Source organism: Marinobacter sp. LM1 (assembly GCF_042763285.1).
Classification (GTDB): domain Bacteria; phylum Pseudomonadota; class Gammaproteobacteria; order Pseudomonadales; family Oleiphilaceae; genus Marinobacter; species Marinobacter nauticus.
The window spans coordinates 375,728-398,475 of sequence record NZ_CP114373.1 but is presented as its reverse complement, the minus strand read 5'-3'; the positions used below and the strand labels follow the sequence as shown (position 1 = coordinate 398,475).

The following is a 22,748-nucleotide window of genomic DNA, read 5'->3' as shown; positions in this document are numbered from 1 at the left end:
TCCTCACATTTTTGCGAAATCAAGATTGAGCAGGCCACCCATAGCGCGGATGACATCGTAATCTTCGTCGGTAATTGCCGCGAATCCCTCAGCCTTCAGGTTGTCGAGAATCTCCGGGTCATCGATCTGCAGAAAGGCTTTCTGAATGTTGCTCTTCAGCTCAGGGGCCAGGTTCGAACGCATGGCCCAGGGGTATTGAGGAAAGTCACCGCTGTAGCCCAGCACTTTGACCTTGCTCCGATCAATCAAACCGCGGTCCATCACATGCTCGAAGATAACTTCGGACAACCCTCCGGCGTCGGCATTGCCATTGGCGACGTTAACCGCAACAGCGTCATGGCTACCGACGAAATGAGCCTCATAGTCCTTTCCGGCTTCGAGCTCTGCCTTCTCAAGGAGTACGGTCTTGGGGATCAGGTGGCTGGAAGTGGATGCGCGGTCACCGTAGGCCATTTTCTTGCCTTTGATATCCGCGAAGGAGCCAACGCCAGAGTCCGCATTGGCAATAATGATGGAGCGATAAGTCGGCTTCCCGTCTACCACCATGGCGGCAAAGGGTTCAATGTCACTCTTACTCTTGGCCATCACATAGGACAACGGACCAAAGTAAGCCAGGTCAATTCGGCCAAAACGCATGGCTTCGATCATGGAGGAGTAATCGGTGGTAACAATCAGTTCTACTTCCTTACCAAGAGTGGTTTCCAGGTAATCCTTCAAAGGTTGGTTTCGCTTGATCAGTTCTGACGCGTTCTCATCCGGCAGCAAGGCAACTTTCAAAAGATCAGGGTCTGTATCTGCGGCATGGGCTGACCAATGGATGCCGAGCATCATTATCAGAGCCAGCAAAGAGTGAATCATTGTCTTCATTGTGCTATCTCCAGTACGTCTGTCGTTATCGGGGTGGTCTTAGGTTTATGGATGGCTGGTTTGCCTTCCGCAGCTACCACGCTGGGTGAACGGTGGTAAATCTCGTCCAGGTGTTTCGATTTCAGGTTTTCAGGAGCATCGTCAAAAACGATATGAGCGTTCGAAAGGCCGATGATCCGGTCTGCAAAACGCTGGGCGTATTCCAATTGGTGCAAGGAAATAACCGCGGTGATTCCATCTTCCTGACAAATATCGCGCAGTAGGCCGAGTACCTTTTCAGAAGTGGCCGGATCCAGGCTGGCAACGGGCTCATCGGCAAGAATCATGGATGGTTGCTGCACCAATGCTCTGGCGATTCCAACCCGCTGCTGCTGGCCGCCGGACAACTGATCTACTCGGGAAAGCGCTTTGTCAGCCAGACCTACGCGGTCGAGGCATTGCAGAGCCAACTCCAGGTCCTGCCGGGGCAGGGGAAGCAGGCTTCGCCAAGTACCGTGATACGCAAGTCTGCCTGTCAGCACATTCTGTAACGCGGTGTATCGTTCGATCAGCTGGTGATGCTGGAACACCATGGCGGTGCGGCTGCGGTGCTGTCGCAGGATTCTACGGTTGGTCAGTTCACCAAACTCGCCAGACACAACCTTCCCGGTTGTGGGCTTAACCAGGTGATTCAGTGAACGAAGCAGAGTGGATTTACCCGCGCCTGAAAGTCCCAGTAGCACGGTGAATTCGCCCTTGTGAAAGTGAACGTTGGTGGGTTTGAGCGCGAGGACGTTTCCCGGGTAGGTTACGCCCATACTCTCGACTCGAAGCATCACATTGGTTGATTGAGTTGGGGCCACAGGATCACCTTTTGCAATAAATAAGCTCGCCGTATTGCGAGTTACAATTGAACGATAAAGCTGAGAGATGACACCGTCGTGTCACTGACGTGACAGTTTGATGAAGTGCTTTTGGTTCGCAAGGATTTTCCGAAGGGCTCTGTGAAATACATGGAGCTCAGCCAAAGTGGAACGAGCCACCCAGGAGCTTAAGCAACAAAAATTGCGTTCCACCGTCAGTCGGCGAATCTCACGGTACAGTTCGTCCGTGCTGAGTTCATCGAATTGCTTACCGACTATACTCTTGCCTTCGAGGAGGTCGGACGCGCTCTCCAATAGGTCGCGCTTCCAGGTGCTGACTATGGTGGGGTGGATCTGGAAACGGGCAGCAATTCAAGGTGTGGCCTTAAGGGTGGGCAAGGACAGCCTTGCACTTACTAATTCGAAATAAAGTAAGCGAACATTACCCGGAGATATAAGCCAAATCCGGATGGCCAAAAAACGATTTCAATAGTCGTGGCAATTTTTGCAAACGTCGAAGCTGCCGGTAAACAGTGCTCCGAAGTTGTTCTTTGCTGTTAATGATCTTTTTACCGACGTGATGGTATTTGATATAGCCCCAAACAGACTCGTCAGGATTCAGCTCCGGCGAGTACGGCGGCAGGAAGAACAACCTGAGCTTGCCGTCGAGACTCTCAACATAGTCTCGAACCCGACGAGCATGATGAACCGGGTGGTTATCGAGGATCAGGAAAACCGGCTTGTCAACGTCTTGCACCAGAGCCTTGAGGAAACCAAGAAACGCATCGGTGTTCATGTTGCCCTGAATGGTCTTAAAGCGAAGCTCGCCGCGAGGCGAGATGGCCGAGATCAGATTGATGCTGAAGCGACTGCCCGTATTACGGATGATCGGAGTTTCACCCCTGGGTGCCCAGGTGGTGCCACTGTGATAATCAGACCGAATGCTGGCTTCATCGCCGAAATAGATGGTGGCGCCGACTTTTTTTGCTTCCTTGCGAATTTCCGGGTAGGTCTCTTCTTTCCATTGTTTCACGGCCTCTGGCTTTTGCTGGTAGGCCCGATGCAGGGGTTTCTGAGGCGTCAGCCCCAGGTTTCGAAGCAGACGACCGACCGAGACATCGCTTAACCGGACGTTGAACTTTTGCCGGATGAGCTCACGCACTCGGCCCCGAGTCCACAGGGCAAAATCAAACTTCAACTGGTCCGGCGTAAAGGTCGTTATCCAGATATACAGCTCCCGGATCTGAGCACCGCTCAGTTTCTTGGGACGACCGGAAATCTGCTTGGCCTTGAGCGCGTCAAAGCCACCCTCGCGGTAGGCAGCCAGCCATTCATAGATTCGTGCTCGGCTCATCCCCAGCGCTTTGATGACGACTTCTGGACTCTCGCCATCCATGACCCGTTGAACGGCGCGAACGCGAATGGCTTCTAATGTTTTGTGATCAAGTTTACGACCGTCATCGTGGCGCATGTGTGTAAATATCCGATAAGCTTGGCGAACGGAGCCTACATTATAAATGATGTTCGCTTACTTTCGAACCCATTAGTAAATGGCTTTATTTTTTTTTTGCTGCTGTCGCGCAGAAATTCCGAAATCGTCTATTCTTTAACCTGTGAGGAAAGGGATTGTTCTCGCAGGCTGCCTGATATTGCCACCTCCCTGAATAACCTTTTCATTGAAACCACACCCCGATTAAAAAGGTATGGAGCGCCTGAGAGAGGCCTATGGGACTTGTGGCTGTTCGTTACAAAACAAACTGGAACTGGGCAACGGGACAGCGATAATCGCCGCCCCACCGACAACAACCGGCCAGGCTGAAAAGGACGAACCTCGTGCGACAGAATCTACCCATAACCGGGAACGAAAGAACGTTTCCGGAATCGCAAAAACTGATTTCCTCAACGGATCTGCGGGGAAAGATCTTGCACTGTAACGACGCTTTCGTGGCGGTCAGCGGTTTTTCCCGGGATGAGTTGATTGGTCAACCGCACAATATCGTTCGTCATCCGGATATGCCTCCGAAAGCCTATGAGAACATGTGGTCTCACCTCAAGGCCGGCCGACCGTGGATGGGCCTGGTGAAAAACCGCTGCAAGAACGGCGACTTCTATTGGGTCAGTGCCTACGTCACACCGGTGACCGCAAATGGCGAGGTTGTCGGTTATGAATCCGTTCGCTCTTGCCCGGGCCGGGAGGATGTGGCCAGGGCTGAGAAACTCTACAAGTCGATTCGGGAAGGGAAAACCGGGATCCCGTTCTGGCAGCGGGTGGCGCCGAGCACCTGGTGCCTTTTTGGATTGTTGATGGCAGCCGGAGGATTATTTCTCTCAGGCCAACAAGTGTTGTCGGAGCTTTTGCTGTCGGTGGGTGTGCTCGCCTATGCGATCTGGATGAATATAGCTAGGCACCGGTTGATTCAGTCGGTTACCGATATGATGGGTAATACCTTTACTGACAACCTGGCAGCGCGAAGCTACACCGATGATGACCTGCAGTTGGGGCGCATCAAAGTGGCGGTCAGAGCGCAACAAGCCCACCTTGACGCCGTGTTGACCCGGATTGAAGATTCTGCCGCCGGCGTAAAGACTGCCGCAGTCAGAGGTCTGGAATACTCCTCTCAGGCCCAGGACACCATGAGGAAACAGCAGGCCGAGACCGAGCAGGTGGCTGCTGCAGTTCATGAAATGTCGCAGACCATCGGCGAAGTCTCCGAAAACGTGCAGCGAACCGCCGACAAAGCCGATGGGGCCAGGGTATTGGCGGAACAGGGCAGCCAGGTTATCGCCTCGACCAGGCAGTCTATTGAAGAACTGAAAACCACCGTTCATGGCATCAGTCGCTCCGTCGGTGAGTTGGCGACGGAGAGTGAAAAGATTGCAGACGTGGCGAAGATCATTGAAGACATCGCCGAGCAGACCAACCTGCTGGCTCTGAACGCCGCGATTGAAGCTGCCAGAGCCGGGGAACACGGGCGTGGCTTCGCGGTGGTGGCGGATGAGGTCCGGAACCTGGCCCAGCGTACCCAGGATTCCACTCGGGAGATTCACGGGATCATCGACAAGCTTCTCTCAAGGTCGTCCGAATCGGTGAGGGTCGCCGAACAGGGTAATCTGGCTTCAGACAGTGGGCTGGACCGTATGCTGGATGCGGAAAAGACCCTGAACCAGATCGCGGACTCAGTGAATACCATTGCAGAAATGGCGATTCAGATGGCCACCGCTGTGGAGGAGCAGGCGCAGGTTTCAGACCAGATTAACGAGCAGGTCGAGAGCATTTCCTCGCTCGCGTCGGTGAACTTTGAGAAAGGGGCGCAGTCGGCCGCCAGTGTCGAGAAGATGGAGAAAATTGCGGCTGAGTTGCATGAGCTGGTGGTGCGGTTCAAATAAGCCAGATTCGCCGCTTTTGAAAACGCTCGAAACACTTTGGGCAAAGACAAACAAAAAAGGCCTGCGTTCTCACGCAAGCCTTCGAAAATAATGGCGCGCCCGATAGGATTCGAACCTATGACCTTTGCCTCCGGAGGGCGCCGATTGGGGGCGGTTTGGAGTGAGGTCGGTGGGTCTAAATCGTTGTTCGTCAGTAACTTGCAGGTCGGGCGGAAGCTCAAAAAAATTCTTTTAACACCGCTAGTTACACGATTTATCCCAGGTTTGGGCACACACTTGTCAGGTTAGAGATGGCTCTAACAGGACAGAATGACCGCTGCTCCAACTTAGAAAAGCGAGGGAAAGCGACTTAGTCTGCACATCTGATTGAGTGGCCGTTGTAACGGTATGACTCGACATAGGCCATGCTTGTTAACTCTTGTATCAACCGGAGAGACTGGATTTGAGTTGTCGCTGCGGATGTGCCCTCCTGCTGTTTTTCGTCATTAGTGTTTTCCCAACCAGCCTGAAGGCTGAAGTCGTGAACCTGTCCTGGGATAACGACCTGCTTACCGGAACCGATCGCGGCTATACAAACGGGGTACGCTTTTCGTATCTGACGGACACCGCTGACGAGAACGATGGAAAGTCGGCAAGATTTGCCCGGATTCTGCGTGATGAGCTGCGCTTTCTGCCAGGTATTGGAACTGCTGATTCAAAGCAGGCGGTAAGCCTGAGTTTGCGGCAATTCATGGTTACGCCTGAAGATATTACGGTTGAAGGTCCGCAGTTCGACGACATTCCCTATGCCGGCCACCTGTCGCTCAGCGGCACTCTCTGGAGCTGGAACGCCGATACGATTACCGGCTTTGGTGCTCACATTGGCGTTATTGGGCCCGAAAGCGGTGCCGAGTCGGTTCAGAAATGGGTGCACGAAGCCACTGGAAGCGACAAGCCGCAAGGGTGGGGGAATCAGCTTGGAACCGATGTGGTGGGTGGCATACAGGCTGCGCATGGCCGAAAACTCCTGCAACTCGGGCAGGGCGGCAACATTGAACAGCGTGTGTCGGTGGTTGGATCCGGACTACTGTCGAGTTTTCGGACTTCCGCTAAAACCGGGTTGGTCTGGCAGCTTGGCAGACACCTTCCTATAAATTCTGTGCCGGACTACGCTGGTACATCCTCAACCATCGCTTTGCCGGGCTCGTTCAAGGATTCAGGCAGTAGCTGGTCAGTATATGTGGGGCTGGGGCTGGAGTATGTAGGCTATTCCTACATCGATGACAATGCCGGGGCTTACCGTTTCGACAAAGGGCCGCTGATTGGTCAGCTTGGTCTGGGTGCTACCTGGCAGTGGGATCACCTGCTGGCCGCGGTCACATTGCGTGCCTCGACCAGCGAAGACGAGCGCCATAAAGACAACTTCAGCTTTGGAACACTGTCAGTTTCTTGGGCAATATAGAAAGGTCGGTTTTGACCGTTGCTTACGGGATGTGGTGGCGCTTGTTCCTGCTGTTAAACATAAGCGAACATTCACGGCTGCTCTTTCGCACACGCTTCTTTCAACAAAAACACTTCGATATTTATCAAATCGTCTAACTGAGAAGCTGGCTTTTTGGTTTGGCTATGTACTGCAAGAAGGCCCGGGCTGTTCTTGGCGTTTGGAATGTCTTGTCAACAGCGCAAAGAAAAGCAGAACAATCAAATTGCCTCTTGCACATCTACCTACTAATAGGTAGATTAATTGGCGCATGTTTAATGACCAACAGAGGCAATCAATGAAAATCTACGATATCGAAGGCTTCCCGAACCCGCTCCGCGTTCGCATCGCTCTGGCAGAAAAAGGCGCAACAAACCAGGTGGAATTCGTCCCGGTCGATGTCATGGGCGGCGAGCACCGTTCCGAGGCGTTCAAGACGAAAAACCCGGATGCCACCGTGCCCATGCTGGAACTTGACGACGGCACCTGCATCGCCCAGTGCAATGCCATCACCGAATATATCGACGGCGTCTTTGATGGTCCGTCCCTTATGGGTACAACCCCAGCGGAGCGTGCCCGTATCGCAATGATGAATCTGCGGGCAGAAAACGGTCTGATGAACGCCGTGGGTGCCTATTTCCACCACGCGACCCCGGGGCTTGGTCCGGATCTGGAAACCTGGCAATGCGCTGAGTGGGGTAATAAACAGAAAGAAATTGCCAGCGCAACCATGGCCTACCTTGACAGCGTTCTGGCGGACAACGAGTTTCTCGCAGGCGACAGCTTCTCGGTCGCAGACATCACCGCCTTTGCCGGCCTGGGGTTTGCGGATTTCGCGAAGGTTGACATTCCCGAGTCTCTGACCAATCTCCAGGCCTGGCGCGCAAAAGTCGCAGCCCGTCCTTCAATTGCCGGGTAATCCGAAACCTTCGGATTTAATGCAAGCGCTGAAAACATGAAGGGCACAAAAGGGAGGAATATCATGGAGATTAATGCAGATTTCTCCAAACCGGTGGTTATGCATTCCGACCAGATTGAATGGCAGCCCTCGCCCATGAAAGGGGTGGAGCGGCGCATGCTGGACCGGATCGGGGACGAAGTTGCCCGCGCCACGACCATCGTGCGTTATGCGCCGGGCAGTCATTTCTCGGCGCATACCCATACCGGTGGAGAAGAATTCATCGTACTCGATGGCGTGTTCCAGGACGAGCACGGTGACTTCCCTGCTGGCACCTACGTGCGCAACCCCCCAACCACGTCACATATTCCGGGCTCTGAAACGGGCTGTACGATATTTGTGAAACTGTGGCAGTTCGACCTGGCCGACCGCACCCAGTTCAGCAAGAATATGGAGGCCGAGCTGGGCGCCCCAGTGGGCGGCGTTGCCACCGCAAAGCTGCATGAGGACGATCGTGAGATCGTGACCTACAGCCAGCTCGATGCGGGGGCGACACTGACCTCTGAGGCGCCCGGCGGAATCGAACTGCTGGTGGTCGAAGGTTCGGCTATCAGGGATGGCGAGGTGCTGGCCAGGCATGACTGGCTGCGCCTCCCTGAAGGACACAGGTTGTCCGTGACGGCCGGGGACGACGGCGCCAAGATCTGGATGAAAACGGGGCACCTGCGATTTGCCGGGGCACCGAGGGTATAAGCCCGGCAATAGCGGGATTGAAAAGGCAGACAGGTGAACAACCATGAACCGTGATACCAGAACAGCCCTGATGGATCTTGCCGAGCACACCGTCCGGTCACGGGGCTTTGACGGGTTCAGCTACGCGGATCTGGCCGAGGCCATCGGCATTCGAAAGGCCTCGATCCATTATCATTTCCCCACCAAGGCGAAGCTCTCCGAAGCCTTGATCGAGCGCTATCAGACCAGTCTGCAGCAGGGTCTGACCGAGATAGACGCAGCCCATGCCAGCGCTGGCGCGCGCCTCAAGGCACTCATTGCCCTGTACCGCGGGGCGTTGCATGATGGCCAGACCGTGTGTCTGTGCGTTGCCTTTTCGACCTGCCGCGAAAGCCTGTCCGACACCGTTATTGCCAGAGTCGGCGCCGTTCGCGCAATGGTTCTGCAGTGGATTACGGCAACGTTTGAACTGGGACAAAGGGATGGATCCGTCTCGGCCATCCTGGGTCCCGCCGATGAAGCGCAGGCGACCCTGGCGATGCTGGAAGGGGCCCACCTTGCCGCGCGCACCGAAGAAGACCTCGCCGTGTTTGATGCCGCAACGCGACTGCTGCGCGCCCGCTGCCAGTAACGACGGGACAGGAATCGCGCTTTGATGTACAGAATCGCTACGCAAATTGACTCATAACGAGCGAAAAGGAGCAAACAGATGATGAGCACCCTGAAAACAGCACTGGCAGCAGCCACGCTGTCACTCACTGTTGCAAGTACGCAGGTACTGGCAGAAACGCAAACCAGAACCATCGAGTATCAAGTCGGCGACGAGACCTTCACCGGCTACATGGCCTGGGATGATGAATTCGGGCAAAAGCGTCCGGGGGTTCTGGTGGTCCATGAATGGTGGGGGCACAATGAATTTGCCCGGAATCAGGCAGAACGACTTGCCTCGGCCGGCTATACGGCGTTTGCGCTGGATATGTATGGCTCTGGCAAACAAGCCGACCATCCCGATACCGCCCAGAAGTTCATGCAGGAAGCCACTCGGGACATGAGTCAGGTCAAGGCGCGCTTCATGAAGGCGATGGACATCCTGAAGAACCACGAAAGTGTTGATGCGTCCCGAATTGCGGCACAGGGTTATTGTTTTGGCGGCGCCGTGGTTCTCAACATGGCGCGCATGGGCGTCGATCTGGACGGCGTTGTCAGCTTCCACGGCGCGCTCGGCAGCCCCCTCACGGCTGAACCCGAGTCCGTGAAAGCCAGGATCCAGGTGTACACCGGCGGTGCCGACAAGCTGGTCCCCTCGGATCAGGTCGCGGGCCTGGTCAAGGAGATGCAGGATGCCGAAGTCGACCTGACACTGGTGAGCTTTCCCGGAGTACTGCACTCATTCACCAACCCAGGCGCCGACAAGATCGCCGAGGAGTTCGGCATGCCGGTTGGTTATGATGAAGAGGCTGCCAGCCGTTCCTGGGATGGCACCATGCGTTTCTACAAGGCCATCTTCACCCAGTAACACAAGCGAGTGCAAACAAACCGAAACCGGCAGTATTTACAGTGAATTCTGGAACACCAACCGAAAAGCATGATGAGGTGCAACATGGCAACTGAGAGTTTACCACTGTTCGATGGAGACAATCGTCCAGGCTACAAGTCGCTGGGCAACTCGGGGCTGTTCGTATCCGAACTGTGCCTGGGCACCATGACCTTCGGCGGCGATGAGGACATCTGGGGCCTGATCGGCCAGTTGCAGCAGGAACAGGCCGACGAACTCGTGAAGATCGCCCTGGAGGCGGGGGTCAACTTTATCGATACCGCCAACATCTATGGTTTCGGCGCCAGTGAGCGCATCGTCGGCCAGTCCCTGAAGAATCTCGGCGTTCGCCGCGAAGATGTGGTGCTGGCGACCAAGGTGCTCGGCCCCATGGGCGCAAGCCCCAATGCCCGTGGTGCTTCCCGCGGCCATATAATGAGCGAATGCAAGGCGAGCCTGGCGCGCCTGCAAACGGATTATATTGACCTGTACCAGATCCACGGTTTTGACCCGGCCACGCCGATCGAGGAAACTCTGGAGGCACTGAACACCCTGGTGCAGCAAGGCCATGTGCGTTACGTGGGCCTGTCCAACTGGGCCGCCTGGCAAGTGATGAAAGCCATCGGCATCACCCGGGCCCGCAACCTGTGCCCGATCATATCCATGCAAGCCTACTACACCCTCGTAGGTCGCGATCTGGAGCGGGATATTATTCCGATGCTGAAATCTGAGAACGTTGGTCTGATGGTGTGGAGCCCACTGGCCGGGGGTTACCTGTCCGGTAAATACGAGGGGCCGGACGTTTCCGAAGAAAACCGGCGCGCCAAGTTTGACTTTCCACCCGTCAACCGCGAGCGGGGCAGCGAAGTCATCAAGGTTATGCGGGAGATTGCCGATGGCAAACAGATCGACGGCGAACCGGTCAATGTGGCACAGATTGCCCTGTCATGGCTGCTACACCAGAAGCCTGTGACCAGCATCATCGTTGGCGCCAAGCGGCCCGAGCAGCTCAGGGACAATATCCGCGCGGCCCAAATCCGCTTGTCCGACGATGAACTGATAGCCCTGGATGAAGTCAGCCGCCTGCCCGAGGAGTACCCGGGCTGGATGATGGCAATGATGGCCGGGTACCGAAACTCTACCGAGTCCTGATTCCAAAACCGACCCAACCCAACCCAACCTTCACATCGTGCTGCGCCCCGACGGCGCAGCCGCTATGCTGGAAAAACCGTTAATGCTGTCAAAACTTAGACGTCCGTGCCTACTGGCCACTTCGACGACTCTCCTGGCTGCTTCAACACCTGACTTTACCGGTTCTGGTGTTGGCGGCAAAACAGGTCGTGTCTAAGGGTTATTTCAGAACTCAATCACCTTCCTGGAAGACTTAAGTGAAATGTAATTGCTAACAAAATTGGCGCTCATTCAAACCTACCTCAATCTTCCATCTGTAAGCGAAACCAAAGAGCATAAAGCGCCGGCACAAACAATAGCGTGATCAGAGTGCCGACCGCCACGCCACCGATAAGGACATAAGCCAGCGGCCCCCAGAACAGGTCAAAGGTCAGAGGAACAAACGCCAGAACGGCCGCCAGGGCGGTGAGTACCACGGGTCGGGCACGCTGGACTGCCGCCTCGACAACGGCTTCCCGGGCAGCCATCCTTGCTTTGAAGTTGTCCTGCACCTGCTGCGTCAGAATCATGGTATTTCGCATCAGGATGCCGCCCAGGCCAATCAGCCCCAGCAGCGCGGTAAAGCCAAAGGGTTGATTAAACAGCAGCAAAGCCAGCACAGCCCCGATCAGACCCAGTGGCGCGGTGGCAAGAACAGTCAATGTGCCGATAAAGGAACGCATCTGAAGCATGATAAAGATCAGCATCAACGCCAACATCACCGGTTGTAATGTCTGGATTGAAGCATTGGCTTTGGCTGATTGTTCCACCGTACCGCCGATTTCAATACGGTAACCCTCCGGCAACTGTTCGCGCAGGCCCGTCATCGCACTCCATATCTCCTTGGTAACATCCGGTGGCTGGGCACCTTCTACATCGGCCTGAACGGCCAGGAAGGGGTCACGGTTGTAACGCTTTATGACGGGGTCCTCGTAACGAACCTGCCACTTGCCCAGTTGCTGTACGGAAAGTTTGCGGCCGTCGCGGGTTTTGATCTCAAGATCTTCCGGCATGATCACTTCGCCACGGGCATTACGCGCCACCAGTTGAACGCTCCTTATGCCCTGGCGCAGTTCGGTGACGGCCACTCCGCGGAGTTGGAACTGCAGTTGCCGGGCAACTTCCGCCGGGGTCAGGCCCATCCAACCCAGGTTTTCCGGGTCCATATCAAGATAGAGAGTGGGCACACGCTCATCCCATTCGAGATGCGGCATGACGATATTCGGATGCCCGGTCATGAGAGTGCGGATCTGGTGCGCGATCTCTCTGAGTTGATCGGATTCCGGACCCAGCACACGAAAACTGACCGGCCAGACCACCGGGGGACCGTACAGCAAACGCGTCACCCGCACTCGTGCCTCCGGAAATTCACCCGCCGCGATTCTGGTTTCCAGCGCCGAGATGATGCGATCGCGCCCTTCAACGTCCTGCCCAATGGCAATCAACTTGGCAAATGCCGGGTCCGGCTGCTCGGGGTTGGCCGATACGAAGAATCGGGGTGCACCGGCACCGATGTAAGCGGAAAGGCTTTTCACCTCCGGCATGTCCATCAGAATCGCTTCCAGGCGTCTGACACTTTGATCCGTGGTGGCAATAGCGCTCCCCTGCGGAGCGTAGACACTGATCAGAACTTCGGGGCGATCAGAACTGGGGAAAAATTGCTTCTGCACCTGGGTTGCCATCCCGAAAGCACTGATCGCCAGCAAACCCACTGTGATAAAAACGACGGTTTTCCGGTACTGTACACACGCTGTGATCACTCTACGCAACCGCTGATAAAACGCGCTTTGGTAGAGGTCCTGGCCCGTATGCCCGGTGTAATCGGGCAAGAGCTTGACGCCCAGATAAGGCGTAAAAGTTACCGCCACCACCCAGGAAATCAACAACGAAAAAGCGAGCACCCAGAAGATGTTGCCGGTGTATTCTCCCACTCCGGACTGGGCAAATCCGATGGGAACAAATCCGGCCACCGTCACCAGCGTTCCAAACAGCATGGGCGCGGCTGTTACGCTCCAGGCATGACTGGCTGCCCGTACCCGGTCCCAGCCGCTCTCCATCTTCACAATCATCATTTCAATGGCGATGATCGCATCGTCCACTAACAGACCCAGTGCGATAATCAACGCACCCAGGGTGATGCGGTCCAGGTTTATGCCCGCCATTTTCATCAACAAGAAAGTCAGGCCGAGGGTCACAGGAATCGCAATGCCCACCACCAAACCCGCGCGCAGACCGATCGCCAGTATGCTAACCCCCATCACCACGACCAACGCAACCAGAAACTTGACCTGAAAAAGATCAACCGCCTGAGTGATGGCTTCCGCCTGATCGGTCAGGGTCTGTATTGACATTCCCAGCGGCAGCCTGCCCTGTTCGGCACTGACAAACTCGCGCAGCCGCTCACCAAACTCCAGGCCATTTTCACCCGCGCGCATGACGACACCTAACAGGATCGCATCCTCACCGTTGGAGCGGACGATGTAGCTCAAAGGATCTTCATAACCTAAACGCACCTCGGCCAGATCAGACACGGTGATAAGCTGGTCTCCGATACGCAGAGGTACTGAGGTGAGGCGCTCAAGGTCAGACAGGTCGATGTTGCTGCGGACATAAACCCGCGGGCCGGCAAGATCAACAAAGCCAAGAGGCTGAAGACGGTTGTTGGCCTCTATCGCCTGCAACACCTCTTCTGCCGACAAACCGAGGTTGTTGAGCCGGTCCTGATCAAATTCGAGATACACCCGCTCAGGACGCTCCGCCAGGAGCTGTGCTTTTTGCAAGCCGGGCAGCCGTTGCAAGCGATCCCGTATCGATTCTGCCTCTCGGGTCAGTTCACGCATTGGCATCCCGGGTGCCGTCAGCGCCAGCAGGGAGAAATACACATCCGCGAAATCATCGTTGACGATGGGGCCGATCACACCCCGGGGCAGATTGGGCCTCTCATCGAGCATGCGTTTGCGGACTTGATAGAAGAGGTCCGGCACTTTTTCGCTGGGCGTAGAATCCTGGAATCGGATAACCATGGCGGCCTGCCCGGGCCGGATGGTTGTTTCAATGGTATCGGTATACGCCACCTCCTGAACTCGCTTTTCCAGACGATCCACGACCTGATTCTGCAGCACCTCAGGGGTTGCTCCTGGCCAGACGACAGAAACCACCATCGCCCGGACGGTGAACGCAGGGTCTTCCGCCCTACCAAGGGAGGAGAACGCGTAGAAACCGGCAACAACGGACAGCAAAAGAAAAAAGAGGGTGACCGAACGCTCGCGCACTGCCAGCGCGGAAAGATTCGGTAAGCTCATTGAGCCAGCTCCCGCACCGCCATGCCAGGCGTGAGCAGGTGTGTCCCCAACGCGACGATGGGCGTTCCCGCGTTGATATCGGCCTTGATCTGCGCATACTCTTCACCCAGATCGATCACCTCGACCGCAAGGGGCTTCACCGTGCCATCGGAGACCAACCAGACCTGCGGCGTTTGCCCTCTCTCATCGAGGGCACCCAGCGGTACGCGATGGCTGGGCGCGGTTTGCTTCTGTGCTAACTGGACACTCACCACCGAACCCAGGGTTAAAGATGAGGGGTAGGGCCCCTCCAGGCTGTATCGGGCACGCCAGCTCCGGCTTGCCGGGTCGGCAGCCCCGGCAATCTCTCTCAGGCTCACAGCAAGCTGTTCGCCATTGGGTAAAGGAACATAACCGCGCCTGGGCGGGCTACTGCCCTCTGGCAAAAAAACCTCGACTTCCAGCGATTGATCTTCGGCCAGAACGGCAAGGGTTTGACCGACACCCACAACCTGGCCGGGTTCAACGATGACCTCAGTGACCACGCCTGCATGGGCGGCTTTCAGTTCCGCATACCCCAGGGCATTCTGAGCCTGCTGATTGCGTGCAGAAGCCGTTTGCACCTGGCTGCGCGCCTCACGCTCTGCCAATTCAAGGCGTTGCAGGGTTTGTTCGCTGACAAACTGACGCCCCACAAGTTGCTGTTGGCGCTGGAGCTCATTGGTGGTAATTGCCAGGGCCGCTTCTGCACGCTTCAGATCCGCGGCGGCTCCCTCCGCCGTTGCTACAAGGTCTCGTGTATCGAGTTTGAACAGTAAGTCGCCTTTTTCCACGCGTTGACCGGCATCAATGTAACGATGTTGAATCCGACCGGCGATCTGAAAGGCCTGAGGAACTTCGTGGCGGCCTCGCAGGGTTCCTGAAAATCTGTGCGTTGTTGGGCCGGCGTCCTTTAGTTCAACTGTTTTTACCCAGGGGATAGGGGCGCGGGCCTCTGGGGGCGGTTCCGAAGACTGCTGACAACCAGACAGAATGAGCAGCGAGATAAACAGTGTCAGCATACAGCGCATGGCAGGTGTCCCGATTGGCAAAATCAAGGTGTGGGTATCAGTTCTCGCGGTGTCTGGACAAAGCAAGTTGCAGGATGGCATCGCGAACGGCTTCCTTCTGTTCCATGGGCAGAAAATGAGTCGTACCCTCAAGAACCCTCACGTCAGCCGAGGGCAACAAGGTCTGCAGACGTTTTTGCGCCGCCGGCGAGAAGGTTGACCCGCGTTCCGCCGCCAGCGCGATAACCGGGCACCGCAACTGACGAATACCGGGCCAGGGGTTGTGTTCGGTATGGGCAAAGGTGGTGCTCTCCCACTCCGGCGCACACGCCAGGCGAACTTGATCGTCCTGCGGCAGAAAAGCGTGTTGGATGTAGGCCTCCAGCCATGCATCGGGCCAGGTCTTGAAGCCACCGCGGCCCCGATAGTTGTCCAGCGCAGCAGCGTGCGAGTCGAATACCCGGCGCCGACGTGCGGCTCCGGCGGCCAGTGACAACCGATGTGACTGGCGTAGCAGCTTGGCCAGCCACAACTTCAGGCCCTGCCCCGGATCCATGATCACCGGTTCCGCCAGAATCAGGCCCAGCACTTTGTCTGGCCGTCGGGCAGCGGCCATGATGCTGGTGGTGGCACCGATAGAATGGCCGGCGAGCCAGACCGGCTCGTCCAGGCTACCCAGCAGAGCGGTCATGTCGCGATAGTAGGTTTCCCAGCCCCGGAATGTCGAAAAGTTCGCCGCACCGGCGCTGGCCCCGTGCCCCCGCATGTCCCAGGCCAGGACATTGACGTCCGTGGCAAGCCCATCAAGGAGGGGGCGGTACAGGCGGCCATGGAAACCCGTTGCATGCGCCCAGTGCACCGTGGGGCGCGCTTTGGATTGCGGCCAGCGCCACAGTGCGATCTCCGCGCCATCCGGCGCCTGGAATTGGTCGCGTTCAGGGTTGTTGTGCTTATTGTTCATGAAGATCTGCTTCTTTGGCCGCCACTGTCGGGAGCAACAACTGAACCTGACCGCTGGCGATCGGTTTGCGCTTATCGCCCTGCCAGCAGGTCACCCGGACCAGGCTGCTCCGCCTGCCTTGTCGAACAATTTCGGCGCTGGCGAACGTCGATCGGGCCTGCGCGGAACGGAGGTAGTTAATGTGGCTGTCGAGAATGCGTGGGCAACGTTTGTCGGTATCCTGGCTTTGCGCAGCGACCCGCGCGGTGAGTTCGATCAGGGCGCCAAGCACGCCGCCATGGAGGGCGGGTAGCATAAAGTTGCCAATGAGCGCTTCACGACACGGCATATGAACCACTAGACCTACATCGTCGCGTTGAACCTCAAGCCCAAGGTGCCGTGCGTAGGGAATGCGCTCCAGCAGAGCCTGCCAGTCGGAACATTCTTTCCCGCTTTCGGTAGGGCCTGAGATGGGTTGTGCCGAATCGCCAGTCGTGCTCATGCGCCCTCCTTTTTTCGTCCACCGGCCTGGAATCGCTGGCCCTGGGTGTTGCGCATGAAGGTGGCGTTTGCCGTCGCTAACAGTGCACTATCGCTCTCGCTGAGGATGTCGCAATGGATGAACGCGACCTCGTCCGTTAAATGACGACAGGTGGCCACCGCCAAGAGGGCACGGTCGCCGATGGCGGGCCGCAGATAATCCATGCGCAGATCCAGCGTGGCAATGGGCATCAACTCCAGGGCCCCCGCGAATACCGCCAAGCCTCCGGCGGAGTCGGCCAGCGAGTAGAGCACGCTGGTGCAGATTTCTTTTGTATCCTCTTCGGCGAACATCCACGGCTGTGGGGTCAGGCGCATGCAGACCTGGTTTCCGTTCACAGAGACAACCTGCATACCCAGATCCCTGCCGTGGGGAACCTGTTCGGTGAACTGCCACGCCGTCGTCACAGCGTCACTGTGCTGAGCTCTGTTCGACTCCGTCATCAGATCTGCCCACCCCGGTTTGCATTTCGCACAGGGGCGGAAGTGGCGGGAAACAGCTGATTGTCATATGTCATTGCCATGTCAGTTTCTTCCGAATAACATTGTTGCTGGATTTTGGTTGGTTAACCAACCAAAAGTCAAGAATCTGTTGAGGCAAATGGCACGCCACCCGTGCAATGGCGTACGATCAGTGTAACAAGTCAGGTGGTGGCCGCTCTGATGAATAACGAACTGGCTTGCTGAGGAGATACTTAAGCGATGGTTAACAGACAGATGGCTCCTCCAAGCAAACTGGGCGACCAGGGCGACGTTTTGTCTAACGCAGCCAGGCTTTTTCGTGAGAAAGGCTTTGAAAGGACGTCGCTCAAGGAGATTGCCGAGGCCTGCAATATGCTGCCCGGAAGTCTGTATTATCGTTACAACAGCAAGGAAGCGCTGCTTGTCGAGCTGATGCGCCGGGGGGTGGACCTGGTTACCGCAGAGGTCGAGTCGGCTTACGCCAGTTCGGATGACCCGGTTGAGCGTTTACGTCTTTGTATCAACGCGCATCTGCGAGCCCTGTTGGTCGATTCGGACGCGGTTTACGTGCTGCTGTTTGAATGGCGGGCGCTGGGCCCGGAGGCTCGCGAGGAAATCATCGAACTGCGTGACCAGTACGAGTCCCTGTGGGCCGGTATCCTCGAAACAATGATTGCGCAGGGCGTGGTCCGCAAGAATATTGATGGCCGCCTGCTTCGCCTGATCGGCCTTGGGGCGCTCAACTGGGTTGCAACCTGGTTCGACCCGAACGGGGCTCATTCACTCGACACCATTGGCGACTTGATCTGGCAGATCGCTATGGACGGTGTGATCAATAAAGGGGGGCAGGCATAGGTTCTGGCTTCACAAACGCAAGCAAGTAGCCTCTGTTTATGATCGCTAATCATGCGGATGCACGGTTTGTGATCTGACATTTTGCCTGAACTGCTCAGGCGACTGGTCAAACCAGCGCTTGAAGGCGCGTCTGAAATTGGCACTGTCGTGATAGTTCATCAACGCGGCAATGGCCTCGATTGACAGCTGGCTGTCACGCAAGTAGGTCGCTGTCTGCTGGGACAGAATCTCGTCGCGAACTTTCCGAAAACCGCTGCGTTCCTGTTTGAGTTTGCGTGCCAGGGTGCGTTTGCTCATGAACAACGAGGCTGCTGCTTCGTCTTCACTGAGCGTTCCGGGCGGTCGGGACAACATCATCATCTTCAGCTGGGTCTGATAGCTCGGTTTATCCGACTGAAGTTGCGCAAGCATCGATTCACACTGTTGCAAGGCCAGACGATAGTTTTCGTGATTGGCGGAGGCATTCGGTTCCTGACACAACGACATCGGCAACGTAAGTTTTAACTGGTCGCAATCAAAGCGAATCTGCCCGGGCAAAAAATCGGCATACATTGCCTGATACGGGGGTTCAGGATGAGCGAAGCATATTTCAGCCTCATGCAAAGGGCGACCAATTATAAACTCGCCAAATTCAAAAAGGGCCTTAACCATCGCATCCGACAGGCACCGCTGTATGTCATCGTCCAGCGACTCCTGGTAGTCCAGAATACATTCCAGGCGCTCGTTGACTTGCCGCAAATGCAGTTGGATGAAGCTCGCGCGCGTGGGCAGAAAAGTATGAATCGCTTGCAGCGCAGTGAGAAAGTCGGGGCTGCTGTAGGCCACGAATCCCATCGCACCATGGGTTGCCGGGGTCAGTCGCTTGCCTAGCCATAACCCTAATTCCGGCTGGCCGGACAAATCCAGTGCGTTGCGCAGAATCCGCACCTGCTGCGCTGCGGTAAGCAGGCTTTCCTCGCTCAGGAATTGCGTCACACCAAGCCCGGTGCCGAGCAGCAGACGTGGCAGTTGTTTGGCTGTTAAATCGAGCTCACGTGCAATGAGCCGTGAGTAATTCGATGGAATACCGGGACCGGATTTTTGCAAATCACCCGTCTTCTGCGTCGTCATCATCGATCTTCCCCGTCCTAAATGATCGTCATTTTGTCTTTAAATGACCTCAGCTTGTCAAGAAATGACCTGACAGGAGTGTCGTCAGACAGACAATATCTATTACTGAACACTACTGGCAGGAGAACAATAATGGGCAAGATTACTTTTATAGAACATGATCAAACTGAACATGTTGCTGAATTCAAAGCTGGTTCCTCGGTAATGCAAATCGCCGTTGACAATCTGATTCCCGGTATTGACGGGGATTGTGGGGGAGAGTGTGCCTGTGGTACCTGCCACGTGATCGTCTCGGACGATTGGTTCAGAAAGACAGGTACGCCTGGTGGTGAGGAAGAGCAAATGCTGTCAATGACCCCGGAGCGGGCAAGCACTTCGCGCCTGGGCTGCCAGGTGGTCATTACTGATGAAATGGACGGCATGACCGTGCATTTACCCGAGTTCCAGATGTGATCATAGGAGGACGCATGCCAACACTGTCCAAAACATTTGACGACATTCAGTCCCGAGTGATTAATGCTACCTCCAGGGTGGTGCCGATGCACAGGCAGATCCAGGGGCTGAAACTGTTAATGGGCGCCAAGAAGAAGGCCTTCGGCCCACGCCGGCCCGTGCCCGAATTTGTTGAATCAGCCATCCCGGACGTTAACACGCTGGCCCTTGAGGACATCGATGTCAGCAATCCGTTTTTATATCGGCAGGATCAGTGGCGCGCCTATTTCAAACGGTTGCGTGATGAGGCTCCGGTCCATTACCAGAAGAACAGCCCCTTCGGCCCCTTCTGGTCGGTGACTCGCTTTGAAGACATCATGTTCGTGGATAAGAGTCACGACCTGTTTTCCGCCGAGCCGCAAATCATTCTGGGTGACCCTCCAGAGGGGCTGTCGGTGGAAATGTTCATAGCCATGGATCCGCCAAAACACGATGTGCAGCGCAGCTCGGTTCAAGGCGTGGTGGCACCGAAGAACCTGAAGGAAATGGAGGAGCTGATCCGATCGCGTACCGGCGATGTGCTTGACAGCCTGCCTCTGGGCCAGCCCTTCAACTGGGTGCCCACTGTATCGAAGGAACTCACCGGTCGCATGCTCGCAACCCTTCTGGATTTTCCTTACGAGGAACGTCACAAGCTGGTTGAGTGGTCGGATCGGATGGCCGGGGCAGCATCGGCAACCGGCGGCGAGTATGCCGATGAAGAGATCATGTTTGACGACGCGGCTGACATGGCCTGGTCCTTCTCCAGGCTCTGGAGGGATAAGGAAGCGCGCCGCGCGGCGGGCGAAGAGCCCGGTTTCGATTTGATCAGCCTGCTACAGAGCAACGACGACACCAAAGATCTGATCAATCGCCCGATGGAGTTTATCGGCAATCTGACGCTGCTTATCGTTGGCGGCAATGATACCACTCGCAACTCAATGAGTGGTGGCCTGGTGGCCATGAACGAATTCCCAAAGGAGCTCGAAAAACTGAAGGCAAAACCGGAACTGATTCCGAACATGGTGTCGGAAATCATCCGCTGGCAAACGCCGCTGGCCTATATGCGCCGAGTCGCCAAGCAAGATGTTGAGCTGGGCGGCCAGACCATCAAAAAGGGCGATCGCGTTGTGATGTGGTACGCCTCGGGCAACCGTGACGAGCGCAAGTTCGAAGACCCCGATCACTTCATTATCGATCGCAAGGACGCACGAAACCATATGTCATTTGGCTACGGTGTTCACCGTTGCATGGGCAACCGCCTGGCCGAATTGCAACTGCGTATCCTATGGGAAGAGATTCTCAAACGCTTTGACAAGATCGAAGTCGTCGGCGAGCCGGAGCGCGTGCAGTCCAACTTCGTGCGGGGCTATTCGGAGCTGATGGTCCAGCTGACACCAAAAAGTTAATGAACAGGCTAACCAGGATGACGACCGAACAATTTGACTATGTCGTGGTTGGCGCGGGCTCGGCCGGATGTGCTGTCGCCAGCCGCCTGTCGGAGAGCGGTCGCCATTCTGTGCTGCTGCTTGAAGCCGGTCCGGAGAGCCGCCGCAACCCTTTCGTGAACATGCCGCTGGGTTTCCTGCAGCTAATGTTCAGCCGCCGCTACAACTGGCAGTTCAATACCGAACCGCAGCGTCACATGCACGACCGGGCGCTTTTTCAGCCGCGGGGCAAGATGCTTGGCGGTTCCAGCGGCATGAACGCGCAGGTCTATATTCGCGGGCATGCCCGGGACTACGACGAGTGGGCACGGCTGGGGTGCAAAGGGTGGTCATACGCCGAGGTGTTGCCCTACTTCCGCCGATCGGAACATTTCGAGCCCAAACTTACGCCGAATGAGGCAGAATTTCATGGTCAGGGTGGTCCGCTGAACGTTGCCGAGCGCCGCTATACCAATCCGCTGAGCACGGCGTTTGTCGAGGCGGCGACCCAGGCAAAGTACCGGCTCAATACAGATTTCAACGGCAGTGAGCAGGAGGGCGTGGGCTTCTACTACGCCTACCAGAAAGACGGCACACGCTGTAGCAACGCGCGGGCCTATCTCGAACCCGCCACGGCGCGTTCCAACCTGACGGTTTGCAGCGGCGCGTATGTCACCCGGGTGCTACTCGAAGACACCCGCGCCACCGGTGTCGAATACCGCGATACAAAGGGGCTGACGCAGGTTCGTGCCGGGCGCGAAGTTGTGCTCTGCGGCGGCGCGTTCAACTCGCCGCAACTGCTGATGCTGTCCGGGATCGGTCCGCGGGAGGAGCTGTCCCGGCATGGCATAGAACTGCGCCATGCGTTGGAGGGCGTCGGGCAGAATCTCCAGGATCATATCGACGTGTTCGTGCGCGTCAGCGCCCGCAGCCGCCAAAGCATCTCGATGCATCCGAGCTACTGGCTCAAGGGGCTGTGGGGCGCTTTGACGTATCTGAGCGGTCGGCGGGGCGTGCTGTCGAGCAACGGCGCCGAGGCCGGCGGGTTCATCCGCTCCCGGCCCGAGGAGCCGGTACCCGACCTGCAGCTGCACTTCGCGCCAATGCTGTACGACGATCACGGGCGAGACCTGAAGACCGCGATGAGCGGTTATGGCTACGCGGTGATGATCTACGGGCTTAGGCCGTCGTCGCGCGGGCGCGTCGGTCTGCACAGTGCCGACCCGTTTGCCGCGCCGCTGATCGACCCCAACTACATGGCCGAGTCCGCCGATGTCGAGCGACTGGTGCGCGGTGTCCACCTGGTGCGCAAGATCCTGGCGCAGGCGGCGTTTGCCCCGCACCACGAGGTTGAGGTCTTGCCCGGGCCGGCGCTGCAGAATGACGACGATCTCGCCGCATGGGTACGGCGCAGCGGTGAATCAGCGTACCACCCGGTTGGCACCTGCAAGATGGGTGTTGATCCGATGGCGGTGGTCGATCCGCGCCTGCGCGTGCATGGCCTGCAATGCCTGCGGGTGGTCGATGCCTCCATCATGCCGACGCTGGTCGGCGGAAACACCAATCAGCCGGCAACCATGATCGGCGAGAAAGGTGCCGCGATGATACTTGAGGATGCCGGGGAGATGGTCGGCTGAGCTCCGCGCGCGCGGGCGTCACAGGGCTCAGTTGGCATCTGGACTTCTGATCAATCTGATTCCAAAGAACAGTAGAAAGAGACAGGC

Annotated in this window: 20 protein-coding genes; 11 read left to right on the top strand and 9 right to left on the bottom strand. The window is 56.7% G+C overall.

Translation table 11 applies throughout. The features are described from left to right. Positions 1–3: 3 nt before the first annotated feature. The 3 genes from phnD to OZ656_RS01765 all read right to left on the bottom strand — a co-directional run bounded on the left by phnD (position 4) and on the right by OZ656_RS01765 (position 3,180). Complete coding sequence (phnD, locus tag OZ656_RS01775; protein ID WP_011784780.1) at positions 4–867, bottom strand: phosphate/phosphite/phosphonate ABC transporter substrate-binding protein; 864 nt, start codon at positions 865–867, stop codon at positions 4–6. Beyond that, the gene (gene phnC / locus OZ656_RS01770; RefSeq protein ID WP_011784779.1) at positions 864–1,709 is read right to left on the bottom strand and encodes a phosphonate ABC transporter ATP-binding protein; all 846 of its coding nucleotides are present in this window, start codon (positions 1,707–1,709) and stop codon (positions 864–866) included. Before phnC ends, phnD begins: the two co-directional genes overlap by 4 nt. Before the next feature lie 442 nt (positions 1,710–2,151). Next, positions 2,152–3,180, bottom strand: coding sequence for an IS630 family transposase (locus tag OZ656_RS01765; protein WP_054645368.1), 1,029 nt, complete (start codon positions 3,178–3,180; stop codon positions 2,152–2,154). Between the two features lie 452 nt (positions 3,181–3,632). Here OZ656_RS01765 and OZ656_RS01760 point away from each other — a divergent pair, with 452 nt between their 5' ends. The 7 genes from OZ656_RS01760 to OZ656_RS01730 all read left to right on the top strand — a co-directional run bounded on the left by OZ656_RS01760 (position 3,633) and on the right by OZ656_RS01730 (position 10,871). Continuing rightward, positions 3,633–5,096, top strand: coding sequence for a PAS domain-containing methyl-accepting chemotaxis protein (locus tag OZ656_RS01760; RefSeq protein WP_278349851.1), 1,464 nt, complete (start codon positions 3,633–3,635; stop codon positions 5,094–5,096). 520 nt (positions 5,097–5,616) lie between these two features. Beyond that, positions 5,617–6,537 (top strand): lipid A deacylase LpxR family protein, encoded by a 921-nt coding sequence (locus tag OZ656_RS01755; RefSeq protein ID WP_379944907.1) that lies wholly within the window; start codon positions 5,617–5,619, stop codon positions 6,535–6,537. A 316-nt stretch (positions 6,538–6,853) separates the two neighbouring features. Then, on the top strand, positions 6,854–7,474 hold the full coding sequence (locus tag OZ656_RS01750) for a glutathione S-transferase family protein (RefSeq protein WP_041654905.1): 621 nt from the start codon (positions 6,854–6,856) through the stop codon (positions 7,472–7,474). Between the two features lie 63 nt (positions 7,475–7,537). After that, positions 7,538–8,206, top strand: a complete 669-nt coding sequence (locus OZ656_RS01745; RefSeq protein ID WP_008170339.1) for a cupin domain-containing protein — start codon at positions 7,538–7,540, stop codon at positions 8,204–8,206. Positions 8,207–8,249: 43 nt separating this feature from the next. Beyond that, complete coding sequence (locus OZ656_RS01740; RefSeq protein WP_008170337.1) at positions 8,250–8,816, top strand: TetR/AcrR family transcriptional regulator; 567 nt, start codon at positions 8,250–8,252, stop codon at positions 8,814–8,816. A gap of 78 nt (positions 8,817–8,894) precedes the next feature. Then, positions 8,895–9,701, top strand: a complete 807-nt coding sequence (locus OZ656_RS01735) for a dienelactone hydrolase family protein (protein ID WP_008170335.1) — start codon at positions 8,895–8,897, stop codon at positions 9,699–9,701. 84 nt (positions 9,702–9,785) lie between these two features. Then, positions 9,786–10,871 (top strand): aldo/keto reductase, encoded by a 1,086-nt coding sequence (locus tag OZ656_RS01730; RefSeq protein ID WP_058091238.1) that lies wholly within the window; start codon positions 9,786–9,788, stop codon positions 10,869–10,871. Positions 10,872–11,152: 281 nt separating this feature from the next. Here OZ656_RS01730 and OZ656_RS01725 read toward each other — a convergent pair whose 3' ends face one another. From OZ656_RS01725 to OZ656_RS01705, 5 genes are read right to left on the bottom strand one after another with little or no spacing between them, the layout of a single operon-like run. Further along, the gene (locus OZ656_RS01725; RefSeq protein WP_058091239.1) at positions 11,153–14,191 is read right to left on the bottom strand and encodes an efflux RND transporter permease subunit; all 3,039 of its coding nucleotides are present in this window, start codon (positions 14,189–14,191) and stop codon (positions 11,153–11,155) included. Further along, entirely contained in the window at positions 14,188–15,240 is a 1,053-nt protein-coding gene (locus tag OZ656_RS01720) for an efflux RND transporter periplasmic adaptor subunit (RefSeq protein ID WP_058091240.1), read from the bottom strand. The genes OZ656_RS01725 and OZ656_RS01720 overlap by 4 nt, the downstream gene beginning before the upstream one ends. 37 nt (positions 15,241–15,277) lie before the next feature. Then, positions 15,278–16,180 (bottom strand): alpha/beta fold hydrolase, encoded by a 903-nt coding sequence (locus OZ656_RS01715; RefSeq protein ID WP_014422286.1) that lies wholly within the window; start codon positions 16,178–16,180, stop codon positions 15,278–15,280. After that, on the bottom strand, positions 16,170–16,661 hold the full coding sequence (locus OZ656_RS01710; RefSeq protein ID WP_014422287.1) for a PaaI family thioesterase: 492 nt from the start codon (positions 16,659–16,661) through the stop codon (positions 16,170–16,172). Before OZ656_RS01710 ends, OZ656_RS01715 begins: the two co-directional genes overlap by 11 nt. Then, positions 16,658–17,143, bottom strand: a complete 486-nt coding sequence (locus OZ656_RS01705) for a PaaI family thioesterase (protein WP_014422288.1) — start codon at positions 17,141–17,143, stop codon at positions 16,658–16,660. Before OZ656_RS01705 ends, OZ656_RS01710 begins: the two co-directional genes overlap by 4 nt. 258 nt (positions 17,144–17,401) lie before the next feature. Here OZ656_RS01705 and OZ656_RS01700 point away from each other — a divergent pair, with 258 nt between their 5' ends. Further along, complete coding sequence (locus OZ656_RS01700; RefSeq protein WP_014422289.1) at positions 17,402–18,016, top strand: TetR/AcrR family transcriptional regulator; 615 nt, start codon at positions 17,402–17,404, stop codon at positions 18,014–18,016. A 45-nt stretch (positions 18,017–18,061) separates the two neighbouring features. Here the strand turns inward: OZ656_RS01700 and OZ656_RS01695 are convergent, their stop codons facing one another. Further along, positions 18,062–19,129, bottom strand: coding sequence for an AraC family transcriptional regulator (locus tag OZ656_RS01695; protein ID WP_014422290.1), 1,068 nt, complete (start codon positions 19,127–19,129; stop codon positions 18,062–18,064). 129 nt (positions 19,130–19,258) lie between these two features. On the opposite strand from OZ656_RS01695, the gene OZ656_RS01690 reads away from it, so the two are divergent. The 3 genes from OZ656_RS01690 to OZ656_RS01680 are packed head-to-tail and all read left to right on the top strand — an operon-like array spanning position 19,259 to position 22,661. Further along, positions 19,259–19,579, top strand: a complete 321-nt coding sequence (locus tag OZ656_RS01690; protein WP_008170311.1) for a 2Fe-2S iron-sulfur cluster-binding protein — start codon at positions 19,259–19,261, stop codon at positions 19,577–19,579. A gap of 14 nt (positions 19,580–19,593) precedes the next feature. Beyond that, positions 19,594–21,006 (top strand): cytochrome P450, encoded by a 1,413-nt coding sequence (locus OZ656_RS01685; RefSeq protein ID WP_041654913.1) that lies wholly within the window; start codon positions 19,594–19,596, stop codon positions 21,004–21,006. Positions 21,007–21,023: 17 nt separating this feature from the next. Next, on the top strand, positions 21,024–22,661 hold the full coding sequence (locus OZ656_RS01680) for a GMC family oxidoreductase (protein ID WP_225316732.1): 1,638 nt from the start codon (positions 21,024–21,026) through the stop codon (positions 22,659–22,661). The last annotated feature ends 87 nt before the right edge of the window (positions 22,662–22,748 follow it).

Bases quoted from the DNA above. Each gene is read 5' to 3' on its own strand.
- phnD (WP_011784780.1), bottom strand. From the start codon at position 867: ATGAAGACAATGATTCACTCTTTGCTGGCTCTGATAATGATGCTCGGC.
- OZ656_RS01765 (WP_054645368.1), bottom strand. From the start codon at position 3,180: ATGCGCCACGATGACGGTCGTAAACTTGATCACAAAACATTAGAAGCC.
- OZ656_RS01750 (WP_041654905.1), top strand. From the start codon at position 6,854: ATGAAAATCTACGATATCGAAGGCTTCCCGAACCCGCTCCGCGTTCGC.
- OZ656_RS01745 (WP_008170339.1), top strand. From the start codon at position 7,538: ATGGAGATTAATGCAGATTTCTCCAAACCGGTGGTTATGCATTCCGAC.
- OZ656_RS01740 (WP_008170337.1), top strand. From the start codon at position 8,250: ATGAACCGTGATACCAGAACAGCCCTGATGGATCTTGCCGAGCACACC.
- OZ656_RS01735 (WP_008170335.1), top strand. From the start codon at position 8,895: ATGATGAGCACCCTGAAAACAGCACTGGCAGCAGCCACGCTGTCACTC.
- OZ656_RS01730 (WP_058091238.1), top strand. From the start codon at position 9,786: ATGGCAACTGAGAGTTTACCACTGTTCGATGGAGACAATCGTCCAGGC.
- OZ656_RS01725 (WP_058091239.1), bottom strand. From the start codon at position 14,191: ATGAGCTTACCGAATCTTTCCGCGCTGGCAGTGCGCGAGCGTTCGGTC.
- OZ656_RS01720 (WP_058091240.1), bottom strand. From the start codon at position 15,240: ATGCGCTGTATGCTGACACTGTTTATCTCGCTGCTCATTCTGTCTGGT.
- OZ656_RS01715 (WP_014422286.1), bottom strand. From the start codon at position 16,180: ATGAACAATAAGCACAACAACCCTGAACGCGACCAATTCCAGGCGCCG.
- OZ656_RS01710 (WP_014422287.1), bottom strand. From the start codon at position 16,661: ATGAGCACGACTGGCGATTCGGCACAACCCATCTCAGGCCCTACCGAA.
- OZ656_RS01705 (WP_014422288.1), bottom strand. From the start codon at position 17,143: ATGACGGAGTCGAACAGAGCTCAGCACAGTGACGCTGTGACGACGGCG.
- OZ656_RS01700 (WP_014422289.1), top strand. From the start codon at position 17,402: ATGGTTAACAGACAGATGGCTCCTCCAAGCAAACTGGGCGACCAGGGC.
- OZ656_RS01695 (WP_014422290.1), bottom strand. From the start codon at position 19,129: ATGATGACGACGCAGAAGACGGGTGATTTGCAAAAATCCGGTCCCGGT.
- OZ656_RS01690 (WP_008170311.1), top strand. From the start codon at position 19,259: ATGGGCAAGATTACTTTTATAGAACATGATCAAACTGAACATGTTGCT.
- OZ656_RS01685 (WP_041654913.1), top strand. From the start codon at position 19,594: ATGCCAACACTGTCCAAAACATTTGACGACATTCAGTCCCGAGTGATT.
- OZ656_RS01680 (WP_225316732.1), top strand. From the start codon at position 21,024: ATGACGACCGAACAATTTGACTATGTCGTGGTTGGCGCGGGCTCGGCC.